The organism is Terricaulis silvestris (genome assembly GCF_009792355.1).
Lineage (GTDB): Bacteria > Pseudomonadota > Alphaproteobacteria > Caulobacterales > Aquidulcibacteraceae > Vitreimonas > Vitreimonas silvestris.
In genome coordinates this window covers 1,318,808-1,334,172 of the sequence record NZ_CP047045.1, presented here as the reverse complement: position 1 = coordinate 1,334,172, position 15,365 = coordinate 1,318,808, and the positions used below count along the sequence as shown (strand labels likewise).

The window sequence follows — 15,365 nt, the reverse complement described above, 5'->3', positions numbered from 1 at the left end:
TTGCGGCGGCGCGGTGAAAGCTCCACATCACCGCCAAGAACGCCCCGGGAGGAAGCGCTTGGCCAAAACTGAAACAGCCCCGGTGCTGACGGGCTTTCGCGATCTTGTCGCGCATTTGGAGAGTGGGCCGAAGCCGGACCGCTCCACCTGGCGCATCGGCACCGAGCACGAGAAGTTCGCCTTCTATCGCGACACGCTGAAACCCGTTCCCTACGAAGGCGAGAACGGCATCGGCGCGCTGCTGAACAAGCTCGCCGACAAGTACGGCTGGGAGCGCACGTACGAAGGCGAAAACGTCATCGCGCTGAAGCAGGGCATGGCGTCGATCACGCTGGAGCCAGGCGGTCAGTTTGAGCTTTCCGGTGCGCCACTTGAGCATCTGCATCAGACGTGCGCTGAAACAGGCTCGCACCTCTCGCAGCTGCGCGACGTTTGCGACGACATGAACATCGCCTTCCTGGGCGTCGGCTTCCAACCGCTGTGGGCGCTGGACGACATCCCGATCATGCCGAAGGGCCGCTACAAGATTATGCGCGACTACATGGCGAAGGTCGGACGCCTTGGCCGCCAGATGATGTTCCGCTCGTGTACGGTGCAGACCAATTTGGACTTCGCATCCGAAGCCGACATGGTGAAAAAGTTTCGCGTCGGCCTAGCGCTGCAACCGATCGCAACGGCGCTGTTTGCGGCGTCGCCGTTCGCGGAAGGGCGGCTAAACGGCTTCCTCTCCTATCGCGCTCACATCTGGACCGACACCGATCCCGATCGCACCGGCATGCTGCCGTTCGTGTTCGAAGACGGCATGGGCTTTGAACGCTACGCCAAGTACGCGCTCGACGTGCCGATGTACTTTGCGTATCGCGATGGCAAGTACGTCGATTGCTCGGGCCAGAGCTTCCGCGCCTTCATGGACGGCAAGATGTCCACGCTGCCTGGTGAGCGGCCGACCGCGAAGGATTGGGAAGATCACCTCACCACGATTTTCCCCGAAGTGCGGTTGAAGACATATCTCGAAATGCGCGGCGCCGATGCGGGGCCGTGGTCGCGCCTGTGCGCACTGCCGGCGTTCTGGGCCGGCATTTATTATGACGACGCGGCGCTGGAGGCGGCGTGGTCGCTGGTGAAGAGCTGGACCGCGGAAGATCGCGAAAGCCTGCGCCGCGCCGTGCCGGTGCTGGGGCTGCGCGCGCCGATCCGCGGCAACTCGGCGCAGAACATCGCGCAGGCGGCGCTGGCGATAGCGCGGCAGGGTTTGAAGTCGCGCGCGAAGGCGGACGGCTCGGGCCAGGATGAAACGCATTTTCTGACGGAGCTGGATGATATTGCGGCGAGCGGCGTCACGCCGGCCGAGCGGCTGATTGAGCGCTACCGCACAGAGTGGGGCGGAGACGTGAAGCGCGTGTTTGAGGCGTGCGCTTATTAATCGATCGATGGCTTCAGAGTCATCCCGGACGCGCGGAGCGCGATCCGGGACCCAGAGACAAACACTGAGTTCTACGATCCCTGGGTCCCGGCTCTCCCTTCGGTCGGCCGGGATGACTCAGACACTATGCTGCTTCGTCAGCGATGGTATCTCCCACGCTCATCGCATTCAGCCGCGCGTAGAGCCCGCGCGCGGAGATCAGTTCCGCGTGCTTGCCCTGCTCCACGATCCGTCCCTGGTTGAACACCAGAATGCGGTCGGCTTCGCGGATCGTGCTGAGCCGGTGCGCGATCACGATCGTGGTGCGCCCCCGCTTTAGCTCCGCCATCGCTGCCTGCACTTCGCGTTCGGTTTCTACGTCAAGCGAAGACGTCGCTTCGTCGAGGATCAGGATCGGCGCGCCGGCGAGGAAGGCGCGCGCCAGCGCGACGCGCTGCCGTTCGCCGCCGGAGAGTTTCACGCCGCGCTCGCCGACTTCGGTGTCGTAGCCGAACGGCAGCTTTTCGATGAAGTCGTGGGCGCGAGCGCGCCGGGCCGCATCGATGATTTCATCCATCGTCGCGTCAGGCTTGGCGTAGGAGATGTTCTCCTTCAGCGAACGGTGGAACAGCGACGGGTCCTGCGGCACCAGCGCGAGCGATTGGCGCAAGCTGGCTTGCGTCACCGCGCGCACGTCCTGGCCGTCGATGCGAATTTCACCCGCGTCAACGTCATAGAGGCGCTGCACCAGCTTCACGAACGTCGACTTGCCGGAGCCCGTCGGCCCGACCAGCGCCACGGTCTCGCCGGGCGTGATCTCCAGCGAGAAATCGCTGTAGAGCGCCTCGGACGCGTTCTTGTAACCGAACGAGACTTTGTCGAACGCGATGCCGCCTGCGCCTGCATTGAAAGCAGGTGCGCTGGGCCGATCGACGACGCCTGCCTGCTCAAGGTCGTAGCCGACGACGTCTTCGATATCGGCGATGCCCTTCTGCAGGTTCTGCACGTTCTCGCCGAGCGTGCGGAGGTAGCCCGAGACCAACAGGAACGACGTGATCGCGAACACCGCATCGCCAGCGGTCGCGCGACCTTTGCTCCATTCCAGCAGCACGAGGCCAAGCAGCCCCGCCTGCAGGATGAACAGCAGCATGTTCTGCAGAATCCAGGAATTGGTCCACAGCGTCCACGTGTTGATGGCTTCGACGCGCCAAACGCTGACCACGGCATCGAAGCGCTTCTGCTCACGCTCTTCCGCGCCGAACGCCTTCACCGTCGCGTTGGAGGTTACAGCGTCGGCCAGCGCTGCGCCGATCTCAGTGTCGGCCTTGATGTAGCGGCGCACGGCGCCCGCGATCAGGTAGCGGCCGAACAGGTAGGCGCTGAGCAGGAACAGCGCGATCGTGCCGCCGGTGAAGAGTCCGATGAGCGGCCATTGGATAAACGTCAGCACGGTGACGCCGATCAGCACGCCCATCGCCGGCAGCATGTACCAGACCAAAGTGTCCGAGATTTGGTCGTAGGCGTTCATCGCGCGCGAGACGCGTCGCACCGTCGCGCCGGCGAAGTTGTCAGCGTGCCAGTCGGACGAGAAACGCTGCACGTCGCGGAAGCCGTTCGAGACGATCCGCTCCATGTTGTTGGCCGCGTAGGGCAGCCAGAAGCGCACGCCGATATTGCGCGAGACGTAGAAGATGAACGCTACGAAGGCGACCACGCCGTACCCAAACGCGGCCTCGCGCGTCCCTTCGGCCGTCGGGCCAGCGGCGAGCGCCTCCACCAAACGCGCCGAGGCGAACGGAAACGCCAGGTCCGCGGCGATCGCGAACAGGAAAAAAGCGCCGAACAAGGCGAGCTTCAGCGGCTGGCTGGACCAGTGCTTCCACAAATACTTGGCGACTTGGCCGAATGTTGCTTTGCGGCGGCCAGACTCGTCGTCGATGTCGTATGCGTCGCTCATGTGAGCACCAAGGATGAAGGCGCGGCCGCGCTACGTGGGCGGCGTTGCACAATTGAATTGGAACGAGAAGCTGAGAGCGGAAGGCGTCCTTCAGCACGGCTCGGCGAAACGGAGGCTCCCGCGCACGATTGCTTTTCCGCAATCGGTCTGGGGATTTGGAACTGAGGCGTTGGCCTCAAAGCTCAGCGGCGTCCATTCGCTACGCCGTACTTACTTAAATCGGACCGCCATGGACCGCTGCTCCTAGTATTTTGGAGCCGGTCACATAGCGTTTGTGTCGTCTTGCGTAAAGCAAAAGAGCGCCGCATGACGCCCTCGTGACCGATTTGAAACCCGCCGATGCGTTGGCGCAACATTGGACCGACGCGCTGCCGCGCGCGTGGAAGCCGTTCGCGCAGCTGTCGCGGCTGGACCGGCCAATTGGGTGGCAGTTGCTGTTGTTGCCGTGCTGGATGGGGATCGCGGTTTCGCGCACCGGCTTTGGATTTTTCTGGAGCGATCTGGCGCTGGCGTTTGCGTTTCTCGTTGGCGCGATCGCGATGCGCGGCGCGGGCTGCACGTATAACGACATTCTGGATCGCGATATCGACGCGCAAGTCGAGCGCACGCGGGCGCGGCCGCTGCCTTCGGGTGCGGTGACGACGCGTGGCGCTTGGGTGTGGTTGATCGCGCAGTGTCTCGTAGGACTGGGCGTGCTAGTGCTGCTTCCGCGCACGGCGCAGATCGTGGCGTCGATCGCCGTGCCGTTCGTCGCACTCTATCCTTTGATGAAACGCATCACGTGGTGGCCGCAGGCATGGCTCGGCATTGTGTTTTCGTGGGGCGCGCTCGTGGGCGGCGCGGCGGTGAGCTATCTGCCGGGCGTGCCGTTCGAAGCGATCGCGCTTTACGCAGGCTGCATCTGCTGGACCATTGGCTACGACACCATCTACGCGCTGCAGGATCGCGAGGACGATGTACTCGTCGGCGTGCGCTCGACAGCGCGGTTGTTCGCGGACAAATGGCGGATGTGGACGAGCGTGTTTTACGTCGCCGCAGTGGCGCTCTGGACGGCGGCGGCGGCGATTGCAGGCTCGAGCGTGCTGATGGCGGCGTCGCTTTCCATGATCGGCGCCGCGATGATCTGGCCGATGCTGGAGAGCGTCGACGACGCACGTCCGGAAACGGCGCTTGCGGCGTTCAAACGCAATGCGATGATCGGCGCGGCGGTCTTGCTGGCGTTTGCGCTCGAACCCATCTGGCGCACAGTGAGGCCGATCCTGGGTGTGTGATGGGCGACGCGGAAGAACATCTCTCGACGATCTGCAAACGCTTCGCCGGCGTCGTGGCCAAGCACGAGCCCTTCCCGACCAAATTTGAACGGCAAAACGATCCGTACCGCGCACTGATCCGCGCTGTCGTCTTTCAGCAGCTGTCCGGCAAAGCGGCGCAGACCATTCACGGCCGTGTGCTGGCGTTGTTTGCCGACAAAGATCATCCCGAGCCGAGCGACATTCTAAGCGTCAGCGACGAGCTGCTGCGCGGCGCGGGCCTCTCGCGCCAGAAAATTGCTGCACTGCGCGATATTTCTCAGAAGCGCCTTGACGGCATCATACCTGAGGCGCGCGCGCTCTCGAAGTTGGGCGATGAGGAGATTATCGAACGGCTGACGGCCGCGCGGGGCGTCGGGCGCTGGACGGTTGAGATGTACCTCATGTTCACGTTAGGCCGACCGGACATATTGCCCGTCGACGATCTCGGCGTGCGCAAGGGCGCCGAGAAACTCTACAGCCGCGGCTTCACGCCGAAAGAGCTCGCCGCGTACGGCGAACGATGGACGCCCTATCGAAGCGCGGCTGCCTGGCACCTCTGGCGCATCGCCGACACGCTGACGCCTGATCGCTCGCCAACGAAAAAGGCAAAGAAAAAGGCGACGAAGAAACCGGCCAAGAAAGTCGCGAAGAAAAAGCTCCCTAAGAAGAAAGCCGCCAAGAAGGCCAAACGGCGCGCGTGACCTATCCGTTCGCCGCCTGAGAATCTTCTGGCGCCCCGTCGCGCGCCCTCATCCCATAGTCCCGAACCACATTCGCTACACGCAGGCGATAGTCGTGGAAGATTCGTGCCCTGCCCTCAGCTTGCGCCGCTCGGTGCGCTTCGAGTGTGCGCCACTGCGCGATAGCGGCTTCGTCGCGCCAAAACGAGAGCGAGAGGATGCGGCTGTCATCGTTCAAACTCTGGAAACGCTCAATGGAGATGAAGCCGTCTATCTCTCCCAGGAGCGGGCGCAGTTCGGTAGCGATGCGGAAGTAGTCGTCGCGCGCCGCCGGTTCGACTTCGAAGATCACCGCGATCATCGCGAGCAGAGTTTCAGAAACGTACGGTCCTCGCGCAGGATGAAGCGTTCGCGCTTGGCGAACTCGTAGTTCTCGCGGCCCTGCGGATCGGCCGCTAAACGAGTGCGGTACTCCTCGTACGCGGCGAGGTTTTCGATGTTGTACACACCGTACGCCAAGGTCGCCGAGCCCTCGTGCGGCGCGAAATAGCCAATCAGATCGGCGCCGCAACGGGGGATCGCTTCGCCCCAGGTGCGGGCGTAGCGCTCGAATTCCGGCTTTTTGAACGAATCGATTTGGTAACGAATGAAACACGTCAGCATGCTGGCCTCCGGAGGCTTGCATAGCGTATTGCAGCGACTACATGGTTCGACTACGGTCGAACCATGGGAGCCCGATGAGAGAAGGCCCAAACATCGCAGCGATCGCCGCCATGGTCGGCGATCCAGCGCGCGCCAACATGCTGACGGCGCTCGTCAACGGCGAAGCGTTGACGGCGACCGAGCTTGCGCTCGAAGGCGGCGTGACCAAGCAAACCGCGAGTTCGCATCTGTCGAAGCTGGAAGCAGCCGGCCTGATCGCGGTCGAGGCGCAGGGGCGGCATCGCTATTACAGGCTCGCTGACGCCGACGTTGCGGGCTTGCTGGAAACGCTGATGGGCGTGGCGGCGCGGGCGAAGGCGTTGCGTACACGGCCGGGTCCGAAGGAGCCGGCGCTGCGGCGCGCGCGACTTTGCTACGATCATCTCGCCGGCGAACTGGGCGTGGCGCTGTTCGACGCGTTCAAGAAAAACAAGTGGATCGTGCCGGGTCCGGAGAAAACGTTCGCGCTGACGCGACTGGGGCGCGTGAAGGTGTCGACGTTCGGCGTCGACATCGCGGAGTTGGAGCAAGGCGCGCGGCCGGTGTGCCGGGCCTGCTTGGATTGGAGCGTGCGGCGCCACCACTTGGCGGGCGCCCTGGGCGCTGCGCTGCTGGAAAACATCTTCGAGCGCGGCTGGGCGGCGCAGCGGGGCACTTCCCGTATCGTCGAATTCACGCGCTACGGCGAAACAGCGCTGCAGCGGGCGTTTATGTTCGATCTGAACGCGCTATAGTGGCGCCATGCCTGCCGTTGCACGCATCGACCCCAAGGACGTTTTCGCCCCGGAAGAATGGGCGCGGTTCTCGGCGCGCTCGTCGTGGCTCGGACTTGTGCTGGTGGCGGGCGCCTGGGGGCTAATCTTCGCGGCAGGCGCGATGTTCGTGCTGTGGCCGAACCTGCTGACATACGTGCTGGCGGTGATGCTGATCGGCGCGCGGCAATTGGGGCTGGCGATCTTAATGCATGACGCAGCGCACGGCGCGCTGCATTCGAACATGAAGGTGAACAACTGGGTCGGCGAATGGCTGTGCGCGGCGCCGGTGGGCGCGCGGCTGGCTTCGTACCGAGAGTATCATCTGAAGCATCATCGCTTCACCGAGCAACCGGAAGATCCAGACCTCGCGTTGTCAGCGCCCTTCCCGATCACGCGCGCGTCGCTGTGGCGGAAGGTGGTGCGCGATCTGACTGGGCAGACGTTCTCGAAGCAACGCGGCGCGCAGCTATTCGGCGGCCGAAAGCCCGGCGAAGTCGTGAACTCGAGCACGAGTCACTTCTTGCTGACGAATGCAATCCTGTTCGGTGGCTTGGCGCTTGCCGGCTATTGGTGGGCGTATCCGGCGCTTTGGCTCGTGCCGATGGCGACGTGGCTGCCGCTGGTGACGCGCCTGCGCAACATCGCGGAGCACGCCGTCGTCAACACCAAGGACGATCCGTTCACGCATGCGCGCACGACGTTGGCGAATGCGATCGAGCGGCTCTTCATCGCGCCGTACTGGGTGCACTTCCACGGCGAGCACCACGTCTTCATGCACGTGCCCTGCTATCGGCTCGAACGCATGCACCGCTCGCTGATGGACAAAGGGTATTGGTCACGCATGCGCATCGCGCCCGGCTATGCTGCGGTGTTGGGTGAAGCGTCGTCGAAACCTGTAGTGCAACTCGCGTGACCGACCTCGTCAAACGTCTCGAACAGCTCCTCGTCTCCCTTTCCGACGGCGAATGGGAACACGGATTAGGCATTACGATAGAGAATCTTGACAACCCGGGATGGTCGATCCGTGTTTGCTTGGACGGCACGCCGTTTGATCACCTCATCGTTTCTCCACGCATGACCGAGCGGTCGGACCGAGACTGGATCCATCTAGCGACCGAGAAAAATGGCCATGACACCTTCTTGGTTTGCGCATGTGGTCCTGAAAACCTGTCAGAGGCGCTGGCGACGATCTTGGATTTGCTGGATCAGCCCGCTTGATCTCCGACGTCCCCGCATTCATCCGCGAGAACACGCGCGTGCTGGCGCCGAGCCATGTGCCGGAGTTGAAGCTTTATCTCGCCGATGACGCTGTGGCTTTGTGGCAGATGACAGAGGAACAGCTAGGCGAACTCGGTTTGGCGCCACCGTTCTGGGCGTTTGCGTGGGCGGGCGGACAAGCGCTCGCGCGCTACGTTCTGGATCAACCGGAGACCGCACGCGGCAAGCGCGTGCTTGATGTGGCGTCTGGCTCTGGCCTCGTCGCCATCGCGGCGATGAAGGCGGGCGCAGCGACGGCGCTGGCGGTCGACATCGATGCATTCGCGGCGCACGCGGCGGTGTTGAACGCGGCGCTCAACGATGTCGTTGTAGCGACGAGCGACTCGGATCCGGTCGGCGCGCCAACGGATGCGGAGATCATCTTGGTCGGCGATTTGTTCTACGATCGCGACCTGGCGCCGCGCGTACTCGAATGGCTGATCGCGCAACAGAGCGACGGCAAGACCGTGCTGATCGGCGATCCTGGTCGCACTTATTTGCCGCGCGACAACCTTGAGCAGATCGCGGCGTACGACATTCCTGTCACACGCGCGCTGGAAGACGCGGAAGTGAAGCGCGCAGCCGTTTGGCGGCTGCGCGCCTGAACCCTACTCCATCGGACAGACAGACATCTTCTCTTGTTCGTCCGTCACGCGCGAGCGGGCGTCGTCGCAGACGGCGGCCCAGAGGCGCTGCACTTCTTCGTGCACGGCGATGGTGCGGAGCTGGATGTCTTCGAGTGAAGGCGTCGCGTTGGCGGGCTCAGACAGCCACACCGGCGCATACGCTGGTCCGCACGATACTTCGGCGAACAAGCCCTTGGCGCAGAGTTGCGAACTCTGGGCGTTGTACTCCCAGACCGTTTCGCGCAGGCGGCGGGCGAGGTCGGCTTCCGTGGTGGCGTCCGGATCGGCGCCGGGGCGCTCAGCCGTCAGGCTTTCGACGCTATTGAGCATCGCGCCGGCGCGGCCGATGTCGATTCCAAGATCGATGGCGTTGGGGGTGTCCGAGGCGGATGGCGCTTCAGGCCCCGTCTGGCCGGATTGTCCACAGGCGGCCAAGGCTACGGCCAACAGGATCGCGCGAAATTTCATGAGGTCACCTCCACCAAGCGCGAAGCTTTAGCGGAGCGGACGGGCGCGGTCGTTCAGAAAATGTTCGGGAACCTTTAGCGTTCGGTGACCGGCGCCAGCGCGTTGTAGCCGGCCTCGAAATCGTAGTCGCAATCGCGCGCGCGGCGGACGAGCGTAATCGCGGCAACCGCCAGGCCCATGCCCGCGACTACCGCGATGATCGCCCATGCGACGACGCCGATGAAGCTCGCGTCTGTCAAACCACCCATCCCGTTGCCTTCGAGGCATCTTGTTGAGGACGACTATGACGCCGTGTCGTGAACGCGCGGTTTCCGAAAGCAAAACAAAACGTTGAAATGCGGATTGTGTGCAGACTAGAGGTGAGCGCGAGGGAGAAGCCGAATGCTGCGTCTTGAAGTCGTCGCGCTCTATGCGGGCGTAAACATTCTCATCCTGCTGGTGCTCGCAGTGCTGGTGATGATGGGCCGGCGGAAGCACAAGATCGTGTTAGGCGATGGCGCGAATGAGGATTTCAACCGCGCCGTCCGCGCGCACGCTAACGCTGCGGAATACATCCCCGCGGGCCTGATCGGGCTGGTGTTGCTGGCGCTCTTGGACCCAGCGGTCCCGCTGTGGCTGCTGCACGCCGCCGGACTTTTTTTGACGGCCGGCAGAATTTTTCACGGTGTCGGCCTCCATACCGGGGCGCTCAACGCCGGCCGAGGGGCGGGCATCCTGCTGACCTGGATTTCGTTCCTGCTCATCGCTGGCGGGTTGATCTATGCGGGGTTCGCTCAGCAGCTTTGAGTATTATAATACCGGCATCGCCCGATTGCCGCGCGGGCTACCCAAGCCCATGTTCGGGCCATGGCCTTTGACGCTGATTCCCATGCCGCCCTGGCGGCCCTGATCGACTACGCCAAGAAAGCCGGGGCCGACGCCTCGGAAGCCTCTTACGCCGCCCGCGAGAGTATCTCCGCCGAGGTGCGGATGGGCGAGCTCGAGGGCATGGAGCGCGAGGAAGCGCGCTCGGTGGCGCTGCGGGCCTTCCTCGGCAAGCGCCAGGCGGCCGCCTCCTCCACCGATCTCTCGACCAAGGGCATGCGCGATCTGGCCGAGCGGACCGTGGCGATGGCCAGGGCCGCGCCCGAGGACAAATTCTGCGGGCTGCTGGATGAGCGCTATCACGCCAAGGGCGCGGCGCCTGATCTTGAGCAATCGGACACGGCGCGACCGAACCCGGAGCAATTGCTTGAGCTTGCGAAGCGCTGCGAGGCGGCGTCGCTGGCCATTCCGGGGATCGCCAATTCGAGCGGCGGCGGTGCGTCGAGCGAAACCTCGACGTTCGTTTACGCGACCTCGAATGGCTTTGAAGGCGCGGAGAGTTCGACCGCCTATAGCCTCGGCACGCAGCCGGTGGCCGAAAAAGACGATGAGATGGAGCGCGACTACGAGTGGCGCACCAAACGCTTCTTTGCTGACCTGCCCTCGCCCGAAGAGATCGGCCGCATCGCCGGCGAGCGCACGGCGCGTCGCCTGGGTGCGAAAAAGGTCGCGAGCCAAAAGGCGTCCGTGATTTTCGAGAACCGGTTGGCGGGGCGCATTCTCTCGCCGCTGTTCTCAGGCATCTCCGGCGCAGCCGTGGCGCGCGGTGTTTCGTTCCTGAAGGATAAGCTCGGCCAGCGTGTGTTCGCGCCAGGCTTCCGCGTGCACGAAGATCCGTTCGTCAAGCGCGCCATGGGCAGCCGCTGGTTCGACGGCGAAGGCAGCGCGGTGCGGGCGGCAACATTGGTGGATGACGGCGTGATCACGATGTGGACGTTGAATGCATCAACGGCGCGTCAGCTCGGACTTGAGCCAAACGGCCACGCGTCCGCCGGTCACGGCGGACCGCCGGGCATCACATCGTCGAACCTGTTCGTGAAACCCGGCGAAGGCGATCTGCCGGCGCTGATGCGCGGCGCGGGCAAGGGCCTTCTTGTCACCGACATGTTCTCGCCATCGCTCAACATGAACACCGGCGATTGGTCGGTGGGCGTGGCGGGCTATTGGTTCGAGAGCGGCGAGGCCGTGCATCCCGTCAGCGAAGTGACGGTTGCGGGCAATCTGCTCGACATCTTCGCGCGGCTCCGGTGCGGCGCGGACCTCGACAATCGCGGTTCGCTCGAAATTCCCAGCTTGATTGTGGATGACCTTGCAATCGGCGGCGTCTGAACTCTCCCTCCTCGAAGAAGCCGCGCGCGAAGCCGGCGCGCTGGCGCGATCGCTGCTGCTGAAGCCGCTTGAGGTCCAATCGAAGGGCGCCGCCGGGCCGGTGACCAACGTCGACTTCGCCGTGGACGCGTTCCTGGAAGAAAAGCTGCTCGGCGCGCGGCCGGATTATGGCTGGCTCTCTGAAGAGACACCTGACCAACCTATCCGCCGTATCGGCAAGGCGCGCACGTTCATGATCGATCCAATCGACGGCACCGCCGCGATGATCGGACGCGCGCCGCAATGGACCATCAGCATCGGCATTGTTGAAGGCGAGCGCGCGTTTGCGGGCGCGGTTTACAATCCGATGACCGACGAGATGTTCGTCGGCGCCATCAGCCACGGCGCGACGCTGAACGGCCGCCCAGCGCACGTCACCACCACGGACAAGCTCGAGGGCGCGCGGATGATCGCCCAGCTCTTCCGCTTCACGCCGAAGCGCTGGCCCACGCCGTGGCCGAAAATGGACGTGATCGAACGCCAATCGATCGCCTACCGTATGGCGCTCGTCGCCGCGGGACTGGGTGACGCGGCCTTGCTGTTCGGCTTCAAGCACGAATGGGATATCGCGGCGGGCGCGGCATTGGTGGAGGCAGCCGGCGGCGTGGTTACGGATTTGTGGGGCGAGCCGCTCCGCTTCAACCAATACCCCGCACGGGCGCCGGGCGTCGCGCTCTCTGGCGCGGCGTTGCACCCTTTGCTAATCGAGCGCTCCCGCGCCTTCCCCGATCCAAGAGCTACGCCATGACCGAACACCGCCAACTGCTTCACCTCGTTATCGGCGGGGAGTTGAAGGACCTCGACCGGCCGGAGTTTAGCGATCTCCCGGCGGTGGATTTCGTGGGCGCCTATCCGAACTATCGCGCCGCTTACGATGCCTGGAAAGGCGCGGCGCAGCGCACGGTCGATAATGCGCGCATGCGCTACTTCATCATCCACGCGCACCGCCTGCTCGATCCGGGGAGCGATCCCGACAGCCGATGAAAACGCGCGGACTCTTCGGCCGCCTGTGGCGTGACTACGTCTCGCGCTACGCCAGCGATTTCACATTGCTCGTGCCGGCGTTGGCGCTGGTGGCGGCGGCCGGAGTCTCGTATGCGCTGATCTTGAAGTACACTACCGACGGCGTCGCCAACGATCAGCCGAACGTGGTGTTCCTCGCGCCGGTCGCAGTGTTGATTGCAACTTCACTTCGGGCGTTCGGGATGTGGGCGCAGGCGGTATTGTCACAAGGGTTGGCGCTCAAGGTGCTGCGCGACCTGCAAGGCGCGATGTTCGCCAAGCTGATGAAGGTGGATTTCGCGCGCCACGCGCGTGAAGAGCCGGGCAAGCTGGTGTCGCGCTTCACCAACGACATCAACGTCGTCAGCGAAGCGCTGGTGCGCGGCGCTCAGGCCACGATACGTGATGCCCTGACCCTGATCGGCGCGATTGCGTCGATGCTCTGGTTCGATTGGGTGCTCACCCTGGTCGTTTTTGTCGTGTTCGCGGCGGCGGCTTGGCCATTGCAGCTGATCGCCAAAAAAGCACGCGACAAGACCAAGGAAGCGCAAATCCAGATTGGCTCGCTGACCACGCTGCTGACGGAGACGTTCAGTGCGGCGCGGTTCGTGAAGACCTACAGCCTGGAAGATCACGAGATTGCGCGGACGGATGCGTCATTCGAGGAGCGGCGCCGGCTTTCGATGAAGCTCGCCTACAATCGCGCCAGCACCGTGCCGCTGATGGAGATCATCGGCGGCATAGCGTTGGCGGGCGTGCTCTGGATTGCGGGGCTGCGCATTATCGCCGATGTCATGACTGTCGGCGATCTGATCGGCATGATCGGCGCTGTGGGCGTTGCGACGCCGGCGGCGCGGGCGCTTGGGCAGTTCAACACGGCGATGGGCGAAGCCAACGCGGCGCTGGCGCGAATTTTCGGCCTGCTCGATGAACCGATGACGATAAACAACAAGCCGGACGCCAAGCCGATTGCGATCACCAATGGCCGCGTCGAGTTCGAGGATGTCTCGTTCTCCTATGGCGAAGGTCCAGCGCTAGAGCACGTGAGCTTCACGGTGGAGCCCGGCGAAACCGTCGCGTTCGTGGGACCCTCGGGCGCCGGCAAGTCGACGATCTTCAACCTGCTGCCCCGCCTCTATGACGCCACGGGCGGCGCGGTGCGGATCGATGGCCAGGACGTGCGCGACGTCACCGTTGCGTCGCTGCGCGCCTCGCTCTCGCTGGTCGCGCAGGAAGCCGCGATGTTCAACGACACCATCCGCGCCAACATCGCGCTCGGCCGCGAAGGCGCGACACATGCCGAGATCGAAGAAGCCGCACGCGGCGCGGCCGCGCATGAGTTCATCACCGCATTGCCGAATGGCTACGACACCGTCGTCGGTGAACGCGGCGCCAATCTCTCGGGCGGCGAGCGGCAGCGCATTGCCTTGGCGCGCGCGTTTCTGCGCGACGCGCCGATCCTGCTGTTGGACGAAGCGACCAGCGCGCTCGATGCTGAGAGCGAAGCCAAGGTGCAAGAGGCGCTCGCGCGCTTGGCCAAAGGCCGCACAGTGCTGGTTATCGCCCACCGGCTCGCCACCGTGCGCGACGCTGACCGCATCCTGGTGCTGGATGACGGGCGCGTGGCGGAAATGGGCGCGCACGGCGATCTGATGGCCCAGAATGGCCTCTACGCCCGGCTCAACGTTCTCCAATTTCGCGCCGAATAGCGGAACTCCGGAACCGGCCAAGGCCGCGTGTGTTTCTCACGCAGTCGGGCGGGACAACTGGAGATTCAGAATGTCACGCACCGTGCCCCTGTTGTGCGCCGCCCTCTTGGTCGCTGCAGCCGCCACCCCATCCTTCGCGCAGAACCGCAATCCGACGCGCGAGACCGAACGCATCTATATCGGCGATCTCGATCTCTATGAGCCGAAGGACGCAGAGGAATTGCTCACACGCATCGACGCGGCGGCCTACCGCGTCTGCAGCGACGAAGACCGCCCGCAAAACGCTTTGGAGCGCCGCGTGAGCGCCGAGTGTGGAGATGAAACAGCCGACAACACCGTCAATGACCTCAATCATCCAATGGTGAACGCGCTGCACCAGGGCCTCTCGCCTGAAGTCATTATCGAGGAGGGCTCTGCCGATCCGTACGCGCACGAGCCTTATCTCGATGTTCAAAAGAAGTAGCAGCGACACAAACGGCGGCCCGACGGCCGCCGTTTCATTTATGCGGGCATCATTCGCGCCGCAGGATCTTGTCGGTCAGGATGTTCGCCCACCACTCGCCCATGAAGGCGGCTTTGACGGTCTTCTGATCGTAGTCTTCGTTCACCCATTGCAGGAACGGCTTGCCGTTTGCCTGCGCTAGATACGTGCCGAAGAAGAAATCGATCATGCCGGTCTTGCCCTGCTTCACGTGCAGATAGCGCAGGCCCAGTTGCTCGACGGCGTCTTCAATCGGCATGCCCATTTTGAAGTGCTTGTAGAGCACCGCCATCACCCCGGCCCGATCCGCGCCGGACTTACAGTGCATCAGCGCGGGATAGCGGATCGTGTCGAATATCTCTTTGGCCCCGTTGACTTGGGCGCGGCTGGGCGGTTCGCGCGAGTGCATGCGCACATCGATCATGTCGATGCCGTGTGCGGCGCAGGCTTCGCGCTCGAGCGCATAGTAGCCGGTGTCCGACTTGCCACGCAGGTTGAGGATGGTCTTGAACCCTTGCGCCGCGTAGCGGGCGACCGCTTGCGGCGACGGCTGGTTGGCCCGGGCCATCACGTCAGGCTCGATCCAGTGGAAGTTCGAGAACCGGGCGCGCAGAAAGCCGTGGTCGATCCAGACCAGATCGCGCTCGGCCGCCCGCCGCCCTTCCGGGGTGGCGAGGTCGAAACGCGACGGCTTGGCCGGATCGGTCCCTGAATTCATCTGCTTACCTAGTGCTTGCTTGGGCGTCTGGCGCGAACCGGGCGCGGCCCCGTATAAGGGCGTTGGCCGCAACCCGGAAGGCGG

General features: G+C 63.9%; 19 protein-coding genes. 13 read left to right on the top strand and 6 right to left on the bottom strand.

Annotation, left to right across the window (positions count from 1 at the left end; translation table 11 throughout):
* Positions 1-58: 58 nt before the first annotated feature.
* Entirely contained in the window at positions 59-1,423 is a 1,365-nt protein-coding gene (locus DSM104635_RS06600) for a glutamate--cysteine ligase (protein ID WP_158765446.1), read from the top strand.
* A 124-nt stretch (positions 1,424-1,547) separates the two neighbouring features.
* On the opposite strand, the gene DSM104635_RS06595 is transcribed toward DSM104635_RS06600, so the two are convergent.
* A complete protein-coding gene (locus tag DSM104635_RS06595) occupies positions 1,548-3,359 on the bottom strand; it encodes an ABC transporter ATP-binding protein (RefSeq protein WP_158765445.1) in 1,812 nt (603 codons plus the stop codon).
* A 317-nt stretch (positions 3,360-3,676) separates the two neighbouring features.
* Between DSM104635_RS06595 and ubiA the strand changes: the two genes are divergently transcribed.
* Positions 3,677-4,630 (top strand): 4-hydroxybenzoate octaprenyltransferase, encoded by a 954-nt coding sequence (ubiA, locus tag DSM104635_RS06590; protein ID WP_158765444.1) that lies wholly within the window; start codon positions 3,677-3,679, stop codon positions 4,628-4,630.
* Entirely contained in the window at positions 4,630-5,352 is a 723-nt protein-coding gene (locus DSM104635_RS06585) for a DNA-3-methyladenine glycosylase family protein (protein WP_158765443.1), read from the top strand. The genes ubiA and DSM104635_RS06585 overlap by 1 nt, the downstream gene beginning before the upstream one ends.
* 1 nt (position 5,353) lies before the next feature.
* Here DSM104635_RS06585 and DSM104635_RS06580 read toward each other — a convergent pair whose 3' ends face one another.
* Complete coding sequence (locus DSM104635_RS06580) at positions 5,354-5,692, bottom strand: antibiotic biosynthesis monooxygenase family protein (RefSeq protein WP_158765442.1); 339 nt, start codon at positions 5,690-5,692, stop codon at positions 5,354-5,356.
* The gene (locus DSM104635_RS06575) at positions 5,689-5,994 is read right to left on the bottom strand and encodes an NIPSNAP family protein (protein ID WP_158765441.1); all 306 of its coding nucleotides are present in this window, start codon (positions 5,992-5,994) and stop codon (positions 5,689-5,691) included. Before DSM104635_RS06575 ends, DSM104635_RS06580 begins: the two co-directional genes overlap by 4 nt.
* A gap of 74 nt (positions 5,995-6,068) precedes the next feature.
* Between DSM104635_RS06575 and DSM104635_RS06570 the strand changes: the two genes are divergently transcribed.
* Genes DSM104635_RS06570 through DSM104635_RS06555 form a run of 4 tightly spaced genes read left to right on the top strand, consistent with a single transcriptional unit; the run spans position 6,069 to position 8,650 of the window.
* Complete coding sequence (locus DSM104635_RS06570) at positions 6,069-6,767, top strand: ArsR/SmtB family transcription factor (RefSeq protein WP_158765440.1); 699 nt, start codon at positions 6,069-6,071, stop codon at positions 6,765-6,767.
* A gap of 7 nt (positions 6,768-6,774) precedes the next feature.
* A complete protein-coding gene (locus DSM104635_RS06565; protein WP_158765439.1) occupies positions 6,775-7,701 on the top strand; it encodes a fatty acid desaturase family protein in 927 nt (308 codons plus the stop codon).
* Complete coding sequence (locus tag DSM104635_RS06560) at positions 7,698-8,006, top strand: Imm53 family immunity protein (protein WP_158765438.1); 309 nt, start codon at positions 7,698-7,700, stop codon at positions 8,004-8,006. The genes DSM104635_RS06565 and DSM104635_RS06560 overlap by 4 nt, the downstream gene beginning before the upstream one ends.
* A complete protein-coding gene (locus DSM104635_RS06555; RefSeq protein ID WP_158765437.1) occupies positions 8,003-8,650 on the top strand; it encodes a class I SAM-dependent methyltransferase in 648 nt (215 codons plus the stop codon). The genes DSM104635_RS06560 and DSM104635_RS06555 overlap by 4 nt, the downstream gene beginning before the upstream one ends.
* A 3-nt stretch (positions 8,651-8,653) precedes the next feature.
* Here the strand turns inward: DSM104635_RS06555 and DSM104635_RS06550 are convergent, their stop codons facing one another.
* Positions 8,654-9,139, bottom strand: a complete 486-nt coding sequence (locus DSM104635_RS06550) for a hypothetical protein (protein ID WP_158765436.1) — start codon at positions 9,137-9,139, stop codon at positions 8,654-8,656.
* 74 nt (positions 9,140-9,213) lie between these two features.
* Entirely contained in the window at positions 9,214-9,387 is a 174-nt protein-coding gene (locus DSM104635_RS06545; protein WP_158765435.1) for a hypothetical protein, read from the bottom strand.
* A 133-nt stretch (positions 9,388-9,520) separates the two neighbouring features.
* On the opposite strand from DSM104635_RS06545, the gene DSM104635_RS06540 reads away from it, so the two are divergent.
* From DSM104635_RS06540 to DSM104635_RS06515, 6 genes are all read left to right on the top strand, one after another.
* Complete coding sequence (locus DSM104635_RS06540) at positions 9,521-9,925, top strand: MAPEG family protein (RefSeq protein WP_158765434.1); 405 nt, start codon at positions 9,521-9,523, stop codon at positions 9,923-9,925.
* A 60-nt stretch (positions 9,926-9,985) separates the two neighbouring features.
* Entirely contained in the window at positions 9,986-11,332 is a 1,347-nt protein-coding gene (locus DSM104635_RS06535) for a TldD/PmbA family protein (protein WP_158765433.1), read from the top strand.
* A complete protein-coding gene (locus tag DSM104635_RS06530) occupies positions 11,307-12,119 on the top strand; it encodes an inositol monophosphatase family protein (protein WP_158765432.1) in 813 nt (270 codons plus the stop codon). Before DSM104635_RS06535 ends, DSM104635_RS06530 begins: the two co-directional genes overlap by 26 nt.
* Entirely contained in the window at positions 12,116-12,355 is a 240-nt protein-coding gene (locus DSM104635_RS06525) for a DUF4170 domain-containing protein (protein WP_158765431.1), read from the top strand. Before DSM104635_RS06530 ends, DSM104635_RS06525 begins: the two co-directional genes overlap by 4 nt.
* The gene (locus DSM104635_RS06520; protein WP_158765430.1) at positions 12,352-14,082 is read left to right on the top strand and encodes an ABC transporter ATP-binding protein; all 1,731 of its coding nucleotides are present in this window, start codon (positions 12,352-12,354) and stop codon (positions 14,080-14,082) included. Before DSM104635_RS06525 ends, DSM104635_RS06520 begins: the two co-directional genes overlap by 4 nt.
* 70 nt (positions 14,083-14,152) lie before the next feature.
* On the top strand, positions 14,153-14,545 hold the full coding sequence (locus tag DSM104635_RS06515; protein WP_158765429.1) for a UrcA family protein: 393 nt from the start codon (positions 14,153-14,155) through the stop codon (positions 14,543-14,545).
* Between the two features lie 49 nt (positions 14,546-14,594).
* On the opposite strand, the gene DSM104635_RS06510 is transcribed toward DSM104635_RS06515, so the two are convergent.
* Positions 14,595-15,281, bottom strand: coding sequence for a fused DSP-PTPase phosphatase/NAD kinase-like protein (locus DSM104635_RS06510; protein ID WP_158765428.1), 687 nt, complete (start codon positions 15,279-15,281; stop codon positions 14,595-14,597).
* Positions 15,282-15,365: the final 84 nt, after the last annotated feature.

Coding starts and splice junctions, on each gene's coding strand:
- DSM104635_RS06595 (WP_158765445.1), bottom strand. CDS start 3,359: ATGAGCGACGCATACGACATCGACGACGAGTCTGGCCGCCGCAAAGCA.
- DSM104635_RS06585 (WP_158765443.1), top strand. CDS start 4,630: ATGGGCGACGCGGAAGAACATCTCTCGACGATCTGCAAACGCTTCGCC.
- DSM104635_RS06580 (WP_158765442.1), bottom strand. CDS start 5,692: ATGATCGCGGTGATCTTCGAAGTCGAACCGGCGGCGCGCGACGACTAC.
- DSM104635_RS06575 (WP_158765441.1), bottom strand. CDS start 5,994: ATGCTGACGTGTTTCATTCGTTACCAAATCGATTCGTTCAAAAAGCCG.
- DSM104635_RS06570 (WP_158765440.1), top strand. CDS start 6,069: ATGAGAGAAGGCCCAAACATCGCAGCGATCGCCGCCATGGTCGGCGAT.
- DSM104635_RS06565 (WP_158765439.1), top strand. CDS start 6,775: ATGCCTGCCGTTGCACGCATCGACCCCAAGGACGTTTTCGCCCCGGAA.
- DSM104635_RS06550 (WP_158765436.1), bottom strand. CDS start 9,139: ATGAAATTTCGCGCGATCCTGTTGGCCGTAGCCTTGGCCGCCTGTGGA.
- DSM104635_RS06545 (WP_158765435.1), bottom strand. CDS start 9,387: ATGGGTGGTTTGACAGACGCGAGCTTCATCGGCGTCGTCGCATGGGCG.
- DSM104635_RS06540 (WP_158765434.1), top strand. CDS start 9,521: ATGCTGCGTCTTGAAGTCGTCGCGCTCTATGCGGGCGTAAACATTCTC.
- DSM104635_RS06535 (WP_158765433.1), top strand. CDS start 9,986: ATGGCCTTTGACGCTGATTCCCATGCCGCCCTGGCGGCCCTGATCGAC.
- DSM104635_RS06530 (WP_158765432.1), top strand. CDS start 11,307: ATGACCTTGCAATCGGCGGCGTCTGAACTCTCCCTCCTCGAAGAAGCC.
- DSM104635_RS06525 (WP_158765431.1), top strand. CDS start 12,116: ATGACCGAACACCGCCAACTGCTTCACCTCGTTATCGGCGGGGAGTTG.
- DSM104635_RS06520 (WP_158765430.1), top strand. CDS start 12,352: ATGAAAACGCGCGGACTCTTCGGCCGCCTGTGGCGTGACTACGTCTCG.
- DSM104635_RS06515 (WP_158765429.1), top strand. CDS start 14,153: ATGTCACGCACCGTGCCCCTGTTGTGCGCCGCCCTCTTGGTCGCTGCA.
- DSM104635_RS06510 (WP_158765428.1), bottom strand. CDS start 15,281: ATGAATTCAGGGACCGATCCGGCCAAGCCGTCGCGTTTCGACCTCGCC.